The sequence below is a fragment of the Pseudomonas fluorescens group sp. genome (assembly GCF_020093335.1).
Classification (GTDB): Bacteria; Pseudomonadota; Gammaproteobacteria; order Pseudomonadales; family Pseudomonadaceae; genus Aquipseudomonas; species Aquipseudomonas petroselini.
The window spans coordinates 1-19014 of sequence record NZ_JAIOKW010000040.1; the positions used below are offsets into that span (position 1 = coordinate 1).

General features: G+C 63.2%; 19 protein-coding genes and 2 pseudogenes. 12 read left to right on the plus strand and 9 right to left on the minus strand.

What is annotated here, in order from left to right; translation table 11 throughout:
• Positions 1-1139, minus strand: a 1139-nt coding sequence (locus tag K7431_RS26115) for an MFS transporter (RefSeq protein ID WP_224316754.1), incomplete at its 3' end; no start/stop codon positions are given.
• Positions 1140-1279: 140 nt separating this feature from the next.
• On the opposite strand from K7431_RS26115, the gene K7431_RS26120 reads away from it, so the two are divergent.
• Entirely contained in the window at positions 1280-1867 is a 588-nt protein-coding gene (locus K7431_RS26120; RefSeq protein WP_012723743.1) for a TetR/AcrR family transcriptional regulator, read from the plus strand.
• Here the strand turns inward: K7431_RS26120 and K7431_RS26125 are convergent.
• From K7431_RS26125 to fmdA, 5 genes are read right to left on the minus strand one after another with little or no spacing between them, the layout of a single operon-like run.
• A complete protein-coding gene (locus K7431_RS26125; protein ID WP_012723742.1) occupies positions 1851-3206 on the minus strand; it encodes an MATE family efflux transporter in 1356 nt (451 codons plus the stop codon). The two genes, K7431_RS26120 and K7431_RS26125, sit on opposite strands and share 17 nt — an antisense overlap.
• A 55-nt stretch (positions 3207-3261) precedes the next feature.
• Complete coding sequence (locus tag K7431_RS26130) at positions 3262-4227, minus strand: AAA family ATPase (RefSeq protein WP_012723741.1); 966 nt, start codon at positions 4225-4227, stop codon at positions 3262-3264.
• Positions 4228-4230: 3 nt separating this feature from the next.
• The gene (locus K7431_RS26135; protein WP_012723740.1) at positions 4231-5274 is read right to left on the minus strand and encodes an aliphatic amidase; all 1044 of its coding nucleotides are present in this window, start codon (positions 5272-5274) and stop codon (positions 4231-4233) included.
• 15 nt (positions 5275-5289) lie between these two features.
• Positions 5290-5637, minus strand: a complete 348-nt coding sequence (locus tag K7431_RS26140; protein ID WP_012723739.1) for an FmdB family zinc ribbon protein — start codon at positions 5635-5637, stop codon at positions 5290-5292.
• Between the two features lie 2 nt (positions 5638-5639).
• Complete coding sequence (fmdA, locus tag K7431_RS26145) at positions 5640-6869, minus strand: formamidase (protein ID WP_010211069.1); 1230 nt, start codon at positions 6867-6869, stop codon at positions 5640-5642.
• A 258-nt stretch (positions 6870-7127) separates the two neighbouring features.
• Here fmdA and K7431_RS31310 point away from each other — a divergent pair.
• Positions 7128-7616: pseudogene (locus K7431_RS31310) on the plus strand (MCP four helix bundle domain-containing protein); the annotation flags it as partial.
• A gap of 420 nt (positions 7617-8036) precedes the next feature.
• A complete protein-coding gene (locus tag K7431_RS31315; RefSeq protein WP_370636184.1) occupies positions 8037-8744 on the plus strand; it encodes a methyl-accepting chemotaxis protein in 708 nt (235 codons plus the stop codon).
• On the opposite strand, the gene K7431_RS26155 is transcribed toward K7431_RS31315, so the two are convergent.
• Entirely contained in the window at positions 8741-9472 is a 732-nt protein-coding gene (locus K7431_RS26155; RefSeq protein WP_173390401.1) for a GntR family transcriptional regulator, read from the minus strand. The two genes, K7431_RS31315 and K7431_RS26155, sit on opposite strands and share 4 nt — an antisense overlap.
• Positions 9473-9585: 113 nt before the next feature.
• Here K7431_RS26155 and K7431_RS26160 point away from each other — a divergent pair.
• Positions 9586-9828, plus strand: a pseudogene (locus K7431_RS26160) (3-carboxy-cis,cis-muconate cycloisomerase); the annotation flags it as partial.
• 136 nt (positions 9829-9964) lie between these two features.
• Positions 9965-10630, plus strand: coding sequence for a response regulator (locus K7431_RS26165; protein ID WP_012723736.1), 666 nt, complete (start codon positions 9965-9967; stop codon positions 10628-10630).
• 54 nt (positions 10631-10684) lie between these two features.
• Here K7431_RS26165 and K7431_RS26170 read toward each other — a convergent pair whose 3' ends face one another.
• The gene (locus K7431_RS26170; protein ID WP_012723735.1) at positions 10685-11515 is read right to left on the minus strand and encodes an IclR family transcriptional regulator; all 831 of its coding nucleotides are present in this window, start codon (positions 11513-11515) and stop codon (positions 10685-10687) included.
• Positions 11516-11758: 243 nt separating this feature from the next.
• On the opposite strand from K7431_RS26170, the gene K7431_RS26175 reads away from it, so the two are divergent.
• From K7431_RS26175 to K7431_RS26205, 7 genes are read left to right on the plus strand one after another with little or no spacing between them, the layout of a single operon-like run.
• Complete coding sequence (locus K7431_RS26175) at positions 11759-12787, plus strand: ABC transporter ATP-binding protein (protein WP_012723734.1); 1029 nt, start codon at positions 11759-11761, stop codon at positions 12785-12787.
• Positions 12784-13629, plus strand: a complete 846-nt coding sequence (locus K7431_RS26180; RefSeq protein WP_012723733.1) for an ABC transporter permease — start codon at positions 12784-12786, stop codon at positions 13627-13629. The genes K7431_RS26175 and K7431_RS26180 overlap by 4 nt, the downstream gene beginning before the upstream one ends.
• 4 nt (positions 13630-13633) lie before the next feature.
• On the plus strand, positions 13634-14428 hold the full coding sequence (locus K7431_RS26185; protein WP_012723732.1) for an ABC transporter permease: 795 nt from the start codon (positions 13634-13636) through the stop codon (positions 14426-14428).
• The gene (locus K7431_RS26190) at positions 14428-14718 is read left to right on the plus strand and encodes a (2Fe-2S)-binding protein (RefSeq protein ID WP_043205219.1); all 291 of its coding nucleotides are present in this window, start codon (positions 14428-14430) and stop codon (positions 14716-14718) included. The genes K7431_RS26185 and K7431_RS26190 overlap by 1 nt, the downstream gene beginning before the upstream one ends.
• Positions 14715-16058, plus strand: a complete 1344-nt coding sequence (locus K7431_RS26195) for an FAD/NAD(P)-dependent oxidoreductase (protein WP_012723730.1) — start codon at positions 14715-14717, stop codon at positions 16056-16058. Before K7431_RS26190 ends, K7431_RS26195 begins: the two co-directional genes overlap by 4 nt.
• The gene (locus K7431_RS26200; protein WP_012723729.1) at positions 16055-17152 is read left to right on the plus strand and encodes an NAD(P)/FAD-dependent oxidoreductase; all 1098 of its coding nucleotides are present in this window, start codon (positions 16055-16057) and stop codon (positions 17150-17152) included. The genes K7431_RS26195 and K7431_RS26200 overlap by 4 nt, the downstream gene beginning before the upstream one ends.
• Positions 17153-17166: 14 nt before the next feature.
• On the plus strand, positions 17167-18198 hold the full coding sequence (locus tag K7431_RS26205) for an ABC transporter substrate-binding protein (protein WP_012723728.1): 1032 nt from the start codon (positions 17167-17169) through the stop codon (positions 18196-18198).
• Positions 18199-18204: 6 nt separating this feature from the next.
• On the opposite strand, the gene nadE is transcribed toward K7431_RS26205, so the two are convergent.
• Positions 18205-19014, minus strand: a complete 810-nt coding sequence (gene nadE / locus K7431_RS26210) for an ammonia-dependent NAD(+) synthetase (RefSeq protein ID WP_012723727.1) — start codon at positions 19012-19014, stop codon at positions 18205-18207.

Here is a 19014-nt window from a genome sequence, read left to right on the forward strand (position 1 = left end):
CCCAGCACCACCGCCCCCGCCACCAACGCGACCCAGAACCCGCTGCTGGCGCCAAAGTGGTCGATCATCCAACCGGAACTGGCGGCGCCGATGGCCACGCCGATGCTGAGGCCGGTGATCAGCCAAGTCATGCCTTCGGTCAGGCGGCTGGCGGGCACGACCCGCTCCACCAGGGCCATGGACACGATCAACGTGGGGGCGAAGAACAGCCCGGAGATAAAGATCGCCACCGCCAGCCCCGGGATGTTGCTCACCAGCAGCAACGGCAAGGTGGTCAACGCGGTGGCCACGCCGCAGAACAGGAACTGCCTGGGCAACGGCGCCTTGAGCTTGAGGGTACCGAACGCCAGCCCCGCCAGGCACGAACCAATGGCGTACACCGACAGCACTATGCTCGCCGCCGCCGGCTGGCCCTGATGCTGGGCAAAGGCGACGCTGACCACGTCCACCACGCCGACGATCACGCCCATGGCCAGCAGCAGGATCATCAGGATCAGCACCGAGGGCGATGCAATCAGCCAGCCGCCGTGATGGTCCTGATGTTCATGGACGGGAGGCTCGGTCTCACGTTGCAATACAAAGGTGGTGACGCCGATCGCCAGTAACAGCGCCGCCACCAAGGGCCCCGCCTCGGGGAACAGCACCACGCTCAAACCCACCGAAATGGGTGGCCCGATGATGAAGCACACCTCATCCAGCACCGACTCCAGGGCGAACGCGGTCTGCAATTTGGGCTGGCCACGGTACAACTCGGTCCAGCGCGCACGCACCATGGCCGACATGTTCGGCATGCAACCGGCCAAGGCGGCAAACAGGAACAACGTCCAGTTCGGTGCTTGCAAGCGGGTGCACAGCAACAACATCAACAAAGCCCCGCCGCCGATCAGCGCGGCAATCGGCAGCACCCGGCCCTGGCTGTAGCGGTCCACCAGCCGTGATACCTGGGGTGCACAAAACGCCGTGGCCAGGGCAAACACCGCCGCCACCGAACCCGCCAGGCCGTAACCGCCGTGCACCTGGGCAAGCATGGTGATCAAGCCAATCCCCGTCATCGACACGGGCATACGCGCCAGCATGCCTGCCAGTACAAAAGCCCGGGCGCCGGGGACCTGGAACAACTCGGCGTAAGGGTTTGCCATCCTGCTGGACCTCTTCCTGAATGCCTGCGACTTGCTATCTGCAATGACCGAGGCAAGATACATACGGTGCGTATGTGACAAATCATGCGTAACATACGCAACGTATGTCAATCGTTCACCTGCCCATTGTGAGACCTACCATGAGCCGAGCCCGTGCCGAAATGATCGAAGACACCCGCGCCCGGCTGATCGCCAGCGCGCGACAGGCCTTTGCCACCCAAGGCTACGCGAACACATCGATGGACGATTTTACCGCTCGCGCCGGCCTGACACGCGGCGCGTTGTACCATCACTTTGGTGACAAAAAAGGGCTGTTGGCCGCCGTGGTTGCCCAACTCGACAGTGAGATGGACACACACTTACAGCGCATCACAGATGAAGCAACTGATCCATGGGCCGGCTTTTGCGAACGTTGCCGCGCCTATTTGCGCATGGCTCAGGACGCCGAGATCCAGCGCATTGTGTTGCAGGATGCGCCGGCCGTACTGGGCGATACCGGCTCCCAGCAACAGTGTGTCGAGTCATTGCGCGAACGGCTGGAAGCCCTGATGCAAACCGGTGTCATCCGCCCCGCCCCAAGCACCGCGCTGGCGCAATTGATCAACGGCAGCCTGGTCAACACCGCCCTGTGGATCGCCCGGGATGAGCATCCGGGCGAGCGGCTGGAGCAAGGTTTGCAGGGCCTGGAGCTGTTGTTGCGTGGCCTCAGCCTTACACCAACCGCTTGATCTGCTTGTGTCGCCACACCAAGCGGTAATACGCAGTCTGCAATACCAGCATGGCCAGGTAGGTCACCGGAAACGCCATCCACACCCCTTCCAGGCCGAAATGGGCGTTCAACAGGTAAGCCATCGGCAGTTCAACGCAGAGCACACAGAAAATCGAGATCACCACCGGCATCAGCACCACGCCGCTGGCGCGCATGATCCCGCCGATCACGGCCTGGAAGCCGAACACCAGGATGCTCCACAGCATGATGTGCAGCAGGTGTTCGGCATTGACCCGCGCCGCGTCGTCGGTGATGAACAGGCCGAGCAACCAATGCGACAAGACATAACCCAGCACAATCAGGCCACCGGTAAGGCAGGTGTTGATCAACAGGCCGGTGCGCAGGATCGGGCCGATGCGCTCCAGACGCCCGGCGCCAATCGCCTGGGCGCCGAGGATCGACGCGGTGATGGCAATCGACAGCGCGGGGAACTGCACGTAGTTGACGATCTGCGTCACCGCGCCATAGGCCGCCGTGGCCTGGGAGCCATGGCCGTTGACCAAGGCGAGGATGACCAATTCCGACAGTGACAGCACCACCATCTGCAGGCCGGTGGGCAAGCCGATACGCAGGACTTTGCCAAGAATCACACGGTCCAGGCGCAAAGCCGCGAGCAGTTCGCGGTCTGGCGCCATCACATGGTTTTTATGCCGAAGGCGCAAGATCAAAAACAGCATGGCTAACGCGTTGCCCACCAGCCCGGCATACACCGCGCTCTGGATGCCCAAGGGTGGCAAGCCGACCCAGCCGCGAATCAGCGCCGGGGTCAGCAGCAGGCCGACCAGGGTCGAAACCATCAGCGCCAGCAATGGCGAGATCGTGTCGCTGACACCGCGCAGCAACTGGGTGTAGAGGATGAACACCAGCAGCAACGGCATGATCAGCATCATCTTCTGCGCATAGCCGACCGCATCGTCGAGGACATCAACCGGTGTGCCCAGCGCCTGCAACGCCGGGCGCGCAAACAGGCTGCCCAACACTGCGGCAATCACACCCACCAGCGCGCCCAGGGTCAGGGTCGCGCCGGTGATAGCCTTGACCATTGCCGTTTCCTGGGCACCCCAGGCCTGGCCGATCAACACCGAGGCGCCCGCCCCCAGGCCAATCACCAGGGCAATGAAAAAAAACACGATGGGAAACATCCCCGACACCGCCGCCAGCGCTTGGGTGCCGAGCATTTGCCCGACATAGATACCGTTGAGGGTGCCGGAAAAACTTTGCAGGAAGTTGGACAGCACCATCGGTGCCAGAAAGATCAGGTAGATCTGCCACAGCGGGCGTTGCAAAGGGCTTTGCATGAAAAACGGGGCCTCGAAGAACTAAAGCGTCCGAGGGTTATACCGTAAGTGGATCCTATCTTCCTGTGCTTTCGGGTTCGACCACCAAACAGGCGTTGCGCACTGTCGCACTCAGGTGTCGGGCATTGCCTTGCAACAGGCATTCGGCAATCGCGGGTTCCAGTTCGACCCGCAAGCGCCTGGCCAGCGCCCTCGCGCCAAATCGCAGGTCGTGCTGTCGGCACAGCCAAGCCCGCGCCTGCGCGTCCAGCACCAACGAACGCTGCTGCACCGCCAGGCGCTGGTTGAGTTTGTCGAGTTCCACCGCCAGCAGCGCCTCCAGCCACTGCGCGTCAATGGGCTCGAACATCAGGATACGGTCGATCCGATTGAGAAACTCCGGTTCGAAATGCCCATGCAGCGCCTCTTCCAACACCTGTGCCTCACCCCGTACAAACACGCGCAGCAGGCGTCGCCAGCCCTGGGTAAAACGCAGGCGATGCCGACGCGCCTGTTGCGCGCCGATGTTGCTGGTCATGAAGATCAGGCTGTTGCGAAAGTCCAACGTGCGCGTGCCGCCGGCTAAAGTCAGTTGACCATTTTCCAGTATGCCCAACAGGCTGCGTACCACCTCCTGGCTGGCCTTTTCCAGTTCATCGAACAGCACGATCCCCGGCCGGCTGTAGGTGCCCTGGATCAACTCGCTGTTGAACAGGCTGATGCCCTCCTTGCTGCCCACATACCCTGGCGGCGCGCCGGTCAGCGCGGCCGCGTAATGTTCCTGGGCCAGGGTGTGCATGTCGATGCGGCAGAAACCGTCGGCGCGACCGTGCAGCGCCTGGGCCAGCAGGCGCACGATTTCGGTCTTGCCGACACCGGTCGGCCCCATGAACAGGTTAACGCTGAGGGGGCGGTCACGCTCACTGATATCGGCCTTGACCACCTTGAGCAGGCCTTCCACCTGGGCCAGCGCCGCCTCCTGGCCGACGATCCGGCTGCGCAGCAGGGCCATCACCTGGGCCGGTTCAAAGGTAAAGCGCATGCCCTACCCCGCCGTCTGTTCTTTACCACCATGGGGCAAATTCCCCACCGGGCACTCCGCGACGCCTACCGTGCTGCGGGTGATTTTCTCCACGTTTTCCTGGGCTTTCTGCGCATCCAAGACCCAGGTGCGATAGAACTCGAACGGACAATCCGCCACGCCCTTGTCGCCATCGCCCGAGGCATGCATGCCGGTGTAGCCCCGATGCAGCAGCTTGAACAAATGGTTCTGCGACTGGTCATTGGCCCGCGCATCGCGGATCTGCGACACCGACAACTGCGCATACTGAATGCCCATCTCCTCCTCGCCGCACTCGCCCAGGGTGCGCCCATCAAAGCCGATGATCGCCGAGTGCCCGAAGTACGAGTACACCCCGTCGAACCCCGCTGCATTCGCCACCGCCACATAGCAGTTATTGGCCCAGGCCATGCTCTTGGACATCTGCACCTGCTGCTCCTTGGCCGGGTACATATAGCCCTGGCAACGCACGATCAGCTCGGCGCCCTTCATGGCGCAGTCACGCCAGATCTCCGGGTAGTTGCCGTCGTCGCAGATAATCAGGCTGATCTTCATGCCCTTGGGCCCGTCGCACACGTAGGTGCGGTCCCCCGGATACCAACCCTCGATCGGGCACCAGGGAATGCACTTGCGATAGCGCTGCACGATCTCGCCCAGGTTATTGATCAATACCAGGGTGTTATAGGGCGCCTTGTGCGGATGCGCTTCGTGGCGCTCGCCGGTCAGGGAGAACACGCCCCAGGTATTCGCCTGGCGGCAGGCCGCCGAGAAGATCGCGGTCTCCTCGCCGGGAATGCTCGCAGCGGTCGCCATCATCTCGTCATGGTCGTACATGATCCCCATGGTGCTGTATTCCGGGAACACCACCAGGTCCATGCCGGGCAGGCCCTGTTTCATGCCGACAATGATCTCGGCAATCTTGCTTGCGTTGTCGATGACCTCGGCCTTGCTGTGCAGGCGCGGCATCTTGTAGTTCACCACCGCTACACCGACGGTGTCCGGGCTGCTGGAAATGTCGCCATGGCGCATTACAACGCTCCTGTTCTAGTGACTGATCATCCACGGCCGGGGGCCGGTACGGGTCTTGAGCCCCAAGGGATTGGCCTTGCTGGGCTCGACCTTCTTGCGGCTGCCGCAGCAACTGCAACCGGACGGGTGTTTGCGGCTGTCCTGGTATTCACCAACGGTTTGCGGCGCGTTGGCGCTGCGCTCGTTGCCGGCGATGGCCCTGCGCTGGTTGGCCGACAGGGTTTGCAGCGCCGGAGCCGACACCCGCAACTGCCCTCCCGGCCCTGCGCAGTACGGGCATTGGCTGGGTTCATTACGCTGTGCAATCGGGCGCAACATCGTGAAAGTGCCGCAGGTGTCGCAGGCGTATTCGTAGGTCGGCATGGCTAGAGGTCCGGAGCGATGGGCAGGTCGATGCTGCCGTCGAGGAATTGAGTGGGGCCGCTGGCGTTGGGGTTGATGTCGAATTCGAAGATTTCCGTCGGCAGCCACAACGTGGCGCAGGCATTCGGGATGTCCACCACGCCGCTGATATGCCCTTGCACCGGTGCCGAGCCGAGCAGCGCATAACCCTGGGCCGGCGAGTAGCCGAACTTGGTCAGGTAGTTGATCGCATTCAGGCACGCCTGGCGGTAGGCGACATTGACGTCCAGGTAGTGCTGCTGGCCCTGTTCGTCCACCGAGATGCCTTCGAAGATCAAGTAATTCTTGTAGTTCGGGGTGATCGGGCTCGGCTTGAACACCGGGTTCTTGATCCCGTACTTGGCCATGCCGCCCTTGATCAGCTCGACCTTCATGTGCACCCAGCCAGCCATCTCGATCGCGCCGCAAAAGGTGATTTCGCCGTCGCCCTGGCTGAAGTGCAGATCGCCCACCGACAGACCGGCGCCGTTGACGTACACCGGGAAGAAGATCTTCGAGCCCCGGGATAAATCCTTGATATCGCAGTTACCGCCATGCTCGCGCGGCGGCACTGTGCGTGCGCCGGTCGCTGCCGCATCGTCACGGGCCTGGCCGGTGAGTTTGCCCATGTGGGCAGTGGCGGCCAGCGGTGCGTTGGCCAGGGGCGGAACGCGAGTCGGGTTGGTGTCAATCAGCTCCTGCTCGCGACGATTCCAGTCGGCGAGCATCACCGGGTCGGGCAGGCAACCGATCAAGCCTGGGTGGATCAGCCCGGCAAAGTTCACCCCGGGAATGTGCCGCGAGCGGGTGAACATGCCTTTGAAATCCCAGATGGCTTTCTGCGCGCTGGGGAAGTGATCAGTAAGGAAACCACCGCCGTTCTGCCGCGAGAAGAACCCGTTGAAGCCCCACTGGGAATCGGCCTTGGCACCGATATCCAGCAAGTCCACCACCAGCAAATCCCCCGGCTCGGCGCCGTGCACACCCACCGGGCCCGACAGGTAGTGCACGGTCGACAGGTCGACATCGCGCACATCGCTGGCGTCGTCATTGTTCTTGATCGCGCCGGCGGTCCAATCGTAGGTTTCCAGGATAAAGTCATCGCCCGGCTTGACCCAACAGGCCATAGGGATATCCGGGTGCCAGCGGTTATGGATCTGCTCGTTCTCGGTGACAGGCTGGTTGAGGTCGACTTTGATCAGCGTTTCGGTCATGGACTGGCTCCTGGACGGATGACGGGGTGCGTGCGATCCAGTCTCGGGCGGCCAGGAAAAACGGGAAATACGTTGGATGACGTATGAACGACGGTGTCGCGGTTTTATTCCATCAATTCGCTCGATGACAGCTTAAGTATTTACTGATTGGACGCCAGGCCGGCAGGTCGTTAGATTCCACCGCGAAGATAGCTTTTAGCCATCACTCCTGAACCCTTGAATATCGAGCCTTTCATGAAAAACCCTGTGTCGTTGGCAATGCGTATCGGGCTGGGCTTCGCGTCCACCCTGTCGTTGCTGGTGCTGATCACTGCCGTCGGTATTCAACGCGTGGGTTTTATCGACAGTACGCTCAAGGATGTCGGTGAAAAAGCCGCCGTCGTCCAGCGCTACGCGATCAACTTCCGTGGCAGCGTGCACAACCGCGCCATCGCCATTCGCGATGCGGTACTGGTCAAGGATGAACCGGCGCTCAACCGCCATCTGGCCGAGATCGACCAGCTCAAGCGCGATTACCAGGACTCTGCCGTGATGATGGACCGCCTGTTCGCCAACACCACCGCCAGCGCCGAGGAAACCCGTCTGCTGGGTGATATCAAGGCCATCGAGAGCCAGGCCCTGGCTTCCACCGAACGGGTGATCAACCTGCGTCGCAGCAATGACATCGCCGGCGCCCAAGACTTGCTGCTGGCCCAGGCCTCGGTCCACTACACCGAGTGGCTCAAACGCGTGAATGCGCTGATCGACTTCGAAGAAGCGCACATCAAGCAACGCCTGGATACCGTGCAATCGGCCGCCGGCAGCTTTGCCGTGCTGATGGTGCTGGCCAGCGCCGTCGCGATTATCTTGAGCGTGCTGGTGTCACTGCTGATTATCCGCAAGGTCAAGGCCACCCTTGGCGCAGAGCCGGAGGAAGTCGCCGAGGCGATCCGCCGCCTGGCCGATGGCGAGCTGAACCAGCGCATCGAAACCCGCTACCCCGACAGCGTGATGGGCATCCTGAAAAACGCCCTGGCACGCCTGAGCGACACCATCAGCGAAGTGCGCTCGGCAGCCCAGGCCCTGCGCCATTCCTCGGTCACCCTGCTGTCAGTGGCCAGCGATAACCGCCAGCAGATCAACCTGCAGACCAGCGAAGCCCAGCACGTGGCGGCCGCGATCACGCAAATGGCCGCCTCGGTCAGCGAGGTCTCGGGCTACGCTTCCGCCGCCTCCAAGGCGACTATCCTGGCCGACGCCGAAGTGGACAGCGGCCACCGCTTGGTGGGCGAAGTGACCGTGTCCATCGAAGAATTGGCGACGATCCTCGACCAGGCCACCCTTCGGGTCAACCAGGTGTCCAGCGACAGTGAAAACATCGAAACCGTGATCGAAGTGATCAACGCCATCGCTGCCCAGACCAACCTGTTGGCGCTGAACGCCGCGATTGAGGCCGCGCGTGCCGGTGAACATGGCCGAGGGTTTGCGGTGGTGGCCGATGAAGTGCGCTCCCTGGCGACGCGCACCCAGGAGTCCACCCAGGAAATCCGCGACATGATTGGCAAGCTGCAAAGCGGCACCCAGGACGCCGCCGACATCATGCAACGCAGCCGCAGCCTGGCCCAGGCCACCGTGACGCAGACCCGAGACTCTCAGTTGGCGCTGGGCAAGATCAGCCAGGAAGTCGGCGCGATCAATGCGATGAACGCGCAGATCGCCAGTGTTTCCGTGCAGCAAAGCGCGGCGGCTGAAAAGGTTGCACAGAACGTCACGCGCATCCACAGCTCCACCGTGCAATCGGCGGCGGGCTCCGAGCAGGTGGAAAATTCCAATCACGAACTGGCGGAGCTGGCGGATCGCTTGAGCACCAAGGTGGCGTTTTTCAACGTGGCCTAGTGTTTGTCGCGTTTCATCTGCATGGTCAGGGTGAAACGGTCGGCGGGGTAGACCGATTCCGATACGGCGATCAGCACGCCGGCCTCATCGCGGTACTGGCGAATGATGGTCAGCCCCAGCGCACCGCTCTGCGCCTTGAGGCTGGCGGCCAATTCGGACGATAACTGTACCGGGCGCACCTGCTGGTCGACCACATCAATGTGCCGCGAGAAGGCCTTGCCGATCAGTGCCGCGATCAGTTCACCCGGGTGCTTGCGTGCTTCGGGAATCACCTCGGCAAAGGTCTGCTCGGCATACACGTCGGTCCAGCACAACGGCGCGTTGCCGGCGCCGGCATCGACCTTGATGCTCGACACGCAGAAGTAATGCCCGCCCGGTTCCAGCCCCAGGCGCCGGGCCAGGGCGATGTCGGCGACGAACTCGCGCACCGCCTGGATATCGCGGATATGGGTTTCGGCCACTTGCACGAGGTCGGCCACCGACGCCATCGCCTGGGAGTATCCCCCCTGGGGCGACGCCGCTTCGACGCGCGTGCCCACACGCTTGCGCCGCGAGACCATGCCCTGCCCCTGCAACTGGTCAATGGCCGCGCGCACGGTGTGTCGGCTCACCGCATACAGCGAGCAGAGTTCGAACTCAGTCGGCAACAACGAACCCACCGAGTAATGGCCGCTGCCAATCCGGTCGATCAAATCCTTGGCAACCGCCGCATAACGCCTCTGGCTCACGCTTTCCATTTTTACCCTCGTTATCGAGTTGACAGTGTATCAGCACAGGCGCAATCATAATGTACGGACATATTAAATATGTATGGTTTAAAAATAACAATTAGGATTTTCCCATGTCGAGCACCGTTTTTGATTCCGCCCTGTTCCGCGACATGTTCGGCACCGCCGAAATGCGCGGCGTGTTCTCCGATAAAGCCCTGATCGAACGCTACATCGAAGTGGAAGTGGCCCTGGCCCGCGCCGAAGCACGTTGCGGCGTGATCCCGGCCGACGCGGCCGAGCAGATCGCCGCGCTGTCGCAGTACGAAGCCCTGGACCTGGCGCTGATGCAGCACGAAACGGAGATCGTCGGTTACGTGCGCGGCCTGCACGAAAAACTCGACACGATCCTTGCGCAGCACCCCGACACCGAGCCTTTCATCAGCAAGGTACGCGGGCTGCTCAAGGGTTTCCGCCTGGATGAACTCAACCGAACCCTCAAGGAGGCCGAAGATGAATGCACTCACCCGCAGCACTGAACCCGGCGTTGTGCTGATCGTCGACGACACGCCGGATAACCTCGCGATGCTCTCCGACGCCCTCGACGACGCGGGCTATATGGTGCTGGTGGCCCTCGACGGCCTCAGCGCGTTGAACCGCGTACAACGCCGGCGCCCGGACCTGATCCTGCTGGACGCAATGATGCCCGGCCTGGACGGCTTCGAAACCTGCCGCCGGCTCAAGGCGCAACCCGCCAGTGCGGACATCCCGGTGGTGTTCATGACCGGGCTGACCGACACCAGGCACGTGGTGCAGGGCTTTGAAGTGGGTGGCAGTGACTACGTGACCAAGCCGATCCAGACCGACGAGGTACTGGCTCGGGTGGCGGCACATTTACGCACGTCGCGTATTTTGTTGTCGGCGCGGGAGGCGCAGCAGCCGAGTGTGTTGACGCTTGAAGATGAGCCGGCGCATAGGCTGCTGTCGGCCCGGTTCCAGTTGACCGAGCGTGAGGTAGAGGTGCTGCGCTGGGTGGCGTGCGGGAAAACCAATCGGGATATCGGGGATATCCTGGGGTTGAGCCCGAGGACGGTGAACAAGCATCTGGAGCATGTGTATGTGAAGTTGGGCGTGGAGACCCGCACAGCGGCCACCTCCGTCGCCCTGGCCGCCCTCTGAATGTGCGGGGTGCCCGCTCGCACATTTTTTGCTCTTCATCGAGGCTGAAATCGGTTACCCGCCGAAGGTGTGTGAGGGCCTGCGCAACGTCGGATCAAACGGATTGATCCGTGGCCCGATCGCCGCCGCTTCGCGCTTCAATAACTCCACCACCATCGGCAACCGGCTCGGCCCCAGGCGGTCACTGATGGTCGCCACGCTCAACGCCGCCACCGCATGCCCGTCCCGATTCAGTATCGGCACCGCCAACCCCGCCATGCCTTCCAGCACCCCGGTATTGCGCGCCGCATACCCCAGGTTGCGCACGTTCTCCACTTCCGAGCGCAACAGCACTTCGTCATACAGGTGGAAATCCTTGAGCCGTGGCAGGTTGTAGCGGATCACCGTCTCGCGCTCTTCCTCCGGCAAAAACGCCAGGATCGCCAGGCTGCCCTGCCCCACGCCCAATGCCACACGCCCGCCGATATCACCGGTGAAGGTGCGGATCGGGTACGGGCCTTCGCTGCGGTCCAGGCAGATCGCATCGAAGCCACTGCGCGCCAGCAGGAACAGCGAGTCGCCCAGTGAAGCACTCAGGCGCAGCATGCTCGGCCGCACCAGGTCGCGCAGGTTGCCGGTCTTGCCTGCATTGGCCGCCAGGGCGAAGAACTCCAGGCTGAGGCGATAGCGCTTGCTGCGTGCGTCCTGCTCGACCATGCCTTCGTCCATCAGGCTGCGCAGCAGGCGGTGGGTGGTGGGCTGGGACAGGCCCACCTGTTGCGCGAGCTGCGTAACGCGTTCGCCACCCTCCGGCACTTCACCCAGGGTGCGCAGCAGCGCGAACAGACGAGACACTCCGCCCACCCCGACTTCTTTGCCCTTTTCATTTCGATCAGTGGAATGCATAACAACCCATCTCTTTGCAAATTCCGGTGAGTGAATAAAACTAAAAATAACAGTCCGTTCAGTGAAATTCTATCTTCCGCCCATCCTAGTCTTCGTCCTAATCTGCGTCCACAGGGGCGAAATGAACAACAACCGGCAGCCGACTTGAGATCGAGCGCCAACGCACCCGCAACACCCTTTTCGCATCTGCCCAAAACAAAAAAGCGCGTCTCGACGCGACTCAAAAAAAGGTGGAACGCAGACATGGCATTTCTCCAACTCAACGCCTTGAGCAAACGCTACGGCGCCGTCGACGCGGTGGTCGCCACCGACCTCGCGGTGGAAAAAGGCGAGTTCGTTTCCCTGCTCGGCCCCTCGGGCTGCGGCAAGACCACCACCCTGCAAATGATCGCCGGCTTCGTCGATGTGAGCGGCGGGCAGATCCTGCTCGACGGCCGCGACATCACCCACGCCAAGCCCGCCAGCCGTGGCCTGGGCGTGGTGTTCCAGAGCTACGCGCTGTTCCCGCACATGAGCGTGCGCGACAACGTCGCCTTCGGCCTGAAGATGCGCAAAGTGCCGGCCGCCGAGATCGCCAGCAAGGTCAAGACCGTGCTGGAACTGGTGCGCCTGGCGCCGCACGCCGACCGCTACCCACGGGAGTTGTCCGGCGGCCAGCGCCAGCGCGTGGCCCTGGCTCGCGCGTTGGTGATTGAGCCGCCGGTGTTGCTGCTCGATGAGCCGTTGTCCAACCTCGACGCTAATTTGCGCGAAGAGATGCAGTTCGAGATCCGCCGCATCCAGTGCGCCGTCGGTATCACCACGTTGATGGTCACCCACGACCAGGCCGAAGCGCTGTCGATCAGTGACCGCGTGGTGGTGATGCAGGCCGGGCGCGTGACCCAGATCGACGCGCCCTACACGCTCTACGAACATCCGCGTACGCGCTTCATCTCCGACTTTGTCGGCAAGGCCAACCTGCTGCCGGGCGACTACGACATACTCGGCACCCCGCAAGTGCGCCACGAGAGCGGCGACGGCGAACTGACCCTGAGCCTGCGCCCGGAAAAGATCCAATTGGTGGACGCAGGCACAGGTCGCCTGCAAGGCCAGGTCATCAATCGCTACTTCTTCGGCAGCCAATGGCTGTACCACATCGACACCGCCCTCGGCGAAGTCACCGTGGTGCGCAGCAACGACGGCAACGCACCGCTGCGTTGCGGCACAGCGGTAGGCCTGGACTGGCACGCCAGCCTGTTGCGCGTGTTGGCGGCGGATGAGGTGCACCCATGAGTCGCGGCTACCTGCTCTCGCTGCCGGCGCTGGTGCTGTTTGCCGGGCTGCTGATCCTGCCGTTGGGCCTGACCCTGGTGCTGTCGTTCAATGTGTTTGACTACCAGGTGGGCGTGAAGGCCAATGAATGGACCTTCGCGCACTACCTGTCATTGTTCAGCGATGCGTACTTTTACGAGATTTTCTGGCGCACCTTCTGGATCAGCGCGCTGGTCACCCTGCTGTGCGTGGTGATCGGTGTGCCCGAGGCTTACATCCTCAGTCGCATGGGCACGCCGTGGCGCTCGATCTTCCTGATTCTAATCCTCACGCCCTTGCTGATTTCGGTGGTGGTGCGCGCCTTTGGCTGGAGCCTGTTGCTCGGCGCGGACGGGCTGGTAAACCAAGTGATCCAGTTCCTCGGTGGGCGCCCGGTGAAGCTGCTGTACACGCCGTTCGCGGTGATCATCGCCCTGGTGCACGTGATGCTGCCGTTCATGATCATCCCGGTGTGGACCTCCCTGCAGAAACTCGATCCGTCGGCTGAACAAGCCGCGTTGTCCCTGGGCGCCAGCCAGGCCACGGTGATGCGCAAGATTGTGTTGCCGCAGGTCATGCCCGGGGTGCTGTCCGGCACCTTGATCGTGTTCGGCCTGGCCGCCAGCTCCTTTGCGATCCCCGGCCTGCTCGGCGGGCGTCGCCTGAAAATGGTCGCCACCGTGGTGTACGACCAGTACCTCTCGGAACTCAACTGGCCCATGGGCGCGACCATCGCGGTGGTGCTGCTGTTGGTCAATCTGCTGATCATGCTGAGCTGGAACCGCATGGTCGAAGGCCGCTACAAAAAGTCCCTGGGGGTTTAAGCGCATGTCCAGAAACGGTCCTTTGGCCCTTGGTTTCCACGGTTTGGTGGTGCTGTTCATGATGGCGCCGCTGGTGGTGGTGTGCCTGGTGGCCTTCACGCCCGAAAACACCTTGAGCCTGCCCACGTCGGGCTTCTCGCTGCGCTGGTTTCGCGCGGTGTTCGAGCGGGCGGATTTTATCCAGGCGTTCTATAACAGCCTGATCCTGGCGTTCACCGCTGCGACATTGGCCACCTTGATTGCCGTACCGGCGGCGTTGGCGATCAGCCGGTATTCGTTTGCGGGGCGCAACTTTCTCAGTGCGTTGTTCCTGTCGCCGATCATCATCCCGCACCTGGTGCTGGGCGTGGCCATGCTGCGCTTGTTTGCGCTGATGGGCGTCAACGGCAGTTTTACCTGGCTGATGCTGGCCCATGTGGTGATCATCACGCCGTATGTGCTGCGCCTGGTGCTGGCTGCAGCCATCGGTATTGATCGCAGCGCCGAGCATGCCGCCGAATCCCTGGGGGCTGGCCGTTTCACGCTGTTTCGCCAGATCACCCTGCCGATGATCCTGCCCGGTGTCGCCGGGGGGTGGTTGTTAGCCTTCATCAACAGTTTCGACGAGGTGACGCTGTCGATCTTCGTCAGCTCGCCGGCCACGCAAACCCTGCCGGTGCGCATGTATGTGTACGCCACCGAGTCCATCGACCCGATGATGGCGGCGGTGTCGGCGCTGGTGATTGCGCTGACGGCGGCGACCATGATTCTGCTGGATCGGGTCTACGGCCTGGACCGCGTGCTGGTGGGGAAACATTGATGGCCTTGTTCAAACGCTTAGCCGAGACCGAACGCCCGGTCCTGTCCTTCACCCTGGACGGCCAGCCCGCCAGCGGCTTGCTGGGTGACACGGTGCTCACCGCCGTGCTGACCTGCGCCGAGCACCTGCGCGGGAGTGACTTCAGCGCCGAACCGCGTGCCGGTTTCTGCCTGATGGGCGCGTGCCAGGACTGCTGGGTGCGCCTTGAAGATGGGCGCCGCGTGCGCGCCTGTTCGACCCTGCTGGAAGAAGGTCAGGCCGTCAGCCGCGATCCGGGGCGCCAGCCATGAAGCCGGTGGTGATTGTGGGCGCAGGCCCGGCAGGCATCAGCGCAGCGCGCACCCTGCTCGACCACGGCATCACACCGTGCCTGGTGGATGAGAGCCTGCGCGGTGGCGGGCAGATTTATCGGCGCCAACCCCAAGGTTTCCAACGCACCGCCAGGCAGCTCTACGGATTTGAAGCGAGCAAGGCCCAAGCCGTGCACCGCACCCTGGATGAGCTGGCGCCGCTGATCGACTACCGGCCGCAAACCCTGGTGTGGAACGCCGAGGACGGCCGCCTGGATATGCTCAACAACGGCCGCGCCGAGAGCCTCGACTACGCGCAGATCATCGTCGCCACGGGCGCCACCGACCGCATCCTGCCGGTGCCGGGCTGGACCTTGCCCGGTGTCTACAGCCTCGGCGCGGCGCAGATCGCCTTGAAATACCAGGGCTGCGCCATCGGTGAGCGCGTGGCGTTCTGTGGCAGCGGGCCGTTGTTGTACCTGGTCGCCTATCAGTACGCCAAAGCCGGGGCCAAGGTCGTGGCGGTGCTCGATAGCGCACCGTTCAGCGCGCAGTGCCGAGCGCTGCCGGCGCTGCTCGGGCAACCGGCGACCTTGGCCAAGGGCTTGTATTACCGCGCCTGGCTGACGGCCCATGGGATTGCCGTGCATCAGGGCGCCACGCTCACACAGATCGAAGGCGAACAGCGGGTCAGCGCTATTCGTTGGGGTGAGCACAGCCTGGCATGCGACGCCGTGGGCTTTGCCCATGCCCTGCGCAGCGAGACGCAACTGGCGGATCTGCTCGGTTGTGAATTCGCCTGGAACACGTTGAACCGCGCCTGGCTTCCACAACGCGACAGCGCCGGGCGCAGCAGTGTCAGCGGTGTGTACCTGGCGGGCGACGGCGCCGGGATCATGGGCGCGGACGCCGCGCAGATGGCCGGCGAGCGTGCTGCGCTGGCGGTACTGGAGGACGCGGGCATTGCCATTGATCAGCGCCGCCCCGCCGTGTTGGAGCAACAACTGGCGGGTATCCAGCGCTTTCGCCAGGGCCTGGAAACCGCGTTTCCTTTCCCTGAGCAGTGGGCGGCACAGGCACCGGATGCGTTGATGGTGTGCCGCTGCGAAGAAGTCAGCGCCGGCGATATACGGGCGGTGGTGGATGAAGGCCACTGGGAGATCAATCGGGTCAAGGCCCACTGTCGCGTCGGCATGGGCCGCTGCCAGGGCCGCATGTGCGGGCCGGCGGCAGTGGAGATTGTCGCCGAGCGCAGCGGCCGGGGCATCGAAAACGTCGGCCGCTTGCGTGGCCAGGCGCCAATCAAGCCGCTGCCATTTGGCGTGGAGGCGCAGTCATGATCGACGTCATCGTGCTGGGCGGTGGGATTGTCGGCGCGTCGGCGGCCTTGATGCTCGCGCAGAAAGGCCAGCGCGTGACCTTGGTGGAACGGGACTTCTGTGGCTCGCATTCCAGCGGCGTGAATTATGGCGGTGTGCGCCGCCAGGGCCGGCCATTGCATCAGTTGCCGCTGTCGCAGCGTGCCCATCAACTGTGGGCCGACTTGCCGGGCCTGATCGGCATCGACGGCGAATACGTGCGCTCCGGGCATTTGAAGCTGGCGCGCAGTCATGCTGATTTCGCCGCGTTGCAGGCGTATGCCGAACAAACCCGTGGCTTTGACCTGGGCTTGCAGTTGCTCGACTACGCCGAGCTGCGCGCACGCTTCCCCTGGGTCGGCGATATTGCGGTGGGCGCCTCGTTGTGCCCGCAAGACGGCCACGCCAACCCACGATTGGTGTCCCCGGCCTTCGCCCGTGCCGCGCAGCGCCTTGGCGCATCGGTGTACGAGCAGGCTGAGGTGATTGGTATAGAACATGACGGCCAGCACTTTCAGGTGCAGTGCGCCAACGGCCTGCACCTGCAAGCGCCCTGGCTGCTGAACTGTGCTGGCGCCTGGGCCGGCACCGTCGCCGCGCAGTTTGGCGAAGCGGTGCCGATCACCTCGGCGCATCCAGCGATGCTGGTCACCGAGCCGCTGCCGGTGGTGATGAATGTGAGCACCGGCGTTGAAGGCGGCGGGATTTATGCGCGCCAGGTCGCCCGGGGCAACTGCATCCTCGGCGGCGGTCGCGGTTTTGCCCTGGGCCCGCTGACCGCGCGGCCGGGGCAGGCAGCGGTGCTGGAGATCCTGCGCAATGCCGGCGAGCTGTACCCGTTCCTCAAGGGTGCCCAGGCGATTCGCACGTGGAGCGGCACCGAAGGTTATCTACCCGATCACGAACCGGTGATCGGCCCCAGCAGCACCCAACCTGGCCTGCTCCATGGCTTCGGCTTTGCCGGCGCCGGGTTCCAGCTCGGTCCCGCGGTGGGTGAAGCCCTGGCAGAGATCGTCTGCGACGGAGCCAGCCGCCAACCCATCGAAGCGTTTTCCATCCGTCGTTTCCAAGCCTGAGAGGAAAAACATCCATGAACCCACGTATTGCGCTGTCCTGCTTGTCCCTCGCCCTGCTCGCTTCCACCGCGCACGCCGCGCCCACGCTGTACCTGGGCATGAACGGCGGCACCATGGAACGGGTGTACGCCGACAAGGTGCTGCCCGCGTTCGAAAAGGCCAATAACGTCAAGGTGGTGATCGTGCCCGGCACCTCGTCGGACATCCTCGCCAAGGTCCAGGCCAACAAAGACAACCCACAGATGCACGTGATGTTCCTCGACGACGGCATCATGTACCGCGCCATCTCCATGGGCCTGTGCGACAAGCTGGCGCCCAGCCCGCCCCTGGAACAGATCCCGGCCAAGGCCAGAATCAAGGAGGAAGCCGTGGCCGTGACCCTCGGCGTCACCGGCTTGGGCTACAACGCCAAGATGTTCAAGGAAAAAGGCTGGGCCGCGCCCACCTCATGGATGGACCTGGCCGACCCGCGCTTCAAGGAGAAAGTGGTGTTCCAGTCCTTGGCGTCGTCCACCTTCGGCCTGCACGGCTTCCTGATGTTCAACCGCATCCAGGGCGGCGACGAAACCAACGTCGAGCCCGGCTTCAAGGCCTGGCCGAAAACCGTCGGCCCCAACGTGCTGGAGTACATCGCCAGCTCGGCGAAAATCTCCGAGATGGTGCAGACCGACGAAGCCGCGATCTTCCCCCTCACCCCGACCCAGGTCGCCACCCAGAAACTGCTCGGCGTGCCGATGGAGTATGCACAACCCAAGGAAGGCGCGGTGGTGCTGAACGTGGCCGAATGCGTGATCGCACGCAACGACCAACCGGAACTGGCGCAGAAACTCGCGGCCTTTCTGCTGACCGCCGAGGCCCAGGCGCCGGCGTTGGAGGAAGGTGACCAGATTCCGTCGAACCCGACCACACCAACCACCGACAAGACCCGCGCGCGAGTGGAAGCCATGCAGGGTTACCTGCAGACCGCGATTTCGATTGATTGGGACCAGGTCAACCAAGCGCGGCCGGAGTGGAATGCGCGGTGGAGTCGGTCCATCGAACGCTGATGGCGGCTACAGCGGAGCAATGGGGAGCGCGCGTTTGTGGGCGGTCTTCAGGTAGGCGCGCTCCACAATGTTCTTGACCCGCTCACTCACCGGTTCGCCCATCAGGTAGGCGTCGATCTCTTCGTACGTGCAAGCGTAGGCATGCTCGTCGAGCTTGCCCGGCGCCAGTTCTTCCAAATCGGCAGTGGGCGGTTTATGCACCAGGTTGACCGGGGCACCGAGGGCGCTGGCCAACAGGCGCACTTGGGTCTTGGTCAGGCCCGACAGCGGGGCCAGGTCACAGGCGCCGTCGCCAAACTTGGTGAAAAAGCCCATCAGCGCTTCGGCGCCATGGTCGGTGCCAACCACCAGGCCGTTGTGCAGGTTGGCCACGGCGTATTGCGCGATCATGCGGGTGCGGGCCTTGACGTTTCCCTTGATGAAATCGACGTGTTCGGCGCTGGCGTCGGTGGCGGTCAGGCTGGCCATCAGGCCGTCGACGCTGGCGGCGATGTTCAGGGTGTCGATGTGGTCCGGGGTGATGAAGTCCAGGGAGGACTGGGCGTCGCGTTCATCGGCCTGGGTCTTGTAGGGCAGGCGCATGGCGATAAAGCGTGCGGCGTACGCCTCGCTGCGCAGTTGCTGTACGGCCAGTTGGCACAGGCGGCCGGCGGTCAGCGAGTCCACGCCGCCGCTGATGCCAAGCACCAGGGCCTTGCAGCCTGAGTGGCGCAAGGTGACCTTGATGAAGTCGATGCGCCGTTGGATTTCCTCGGGCTCGCCGCCTAGGACCAGCGCGCGGTTGATATTCAGTTCTCGTGCGATACGGTCTTGCAT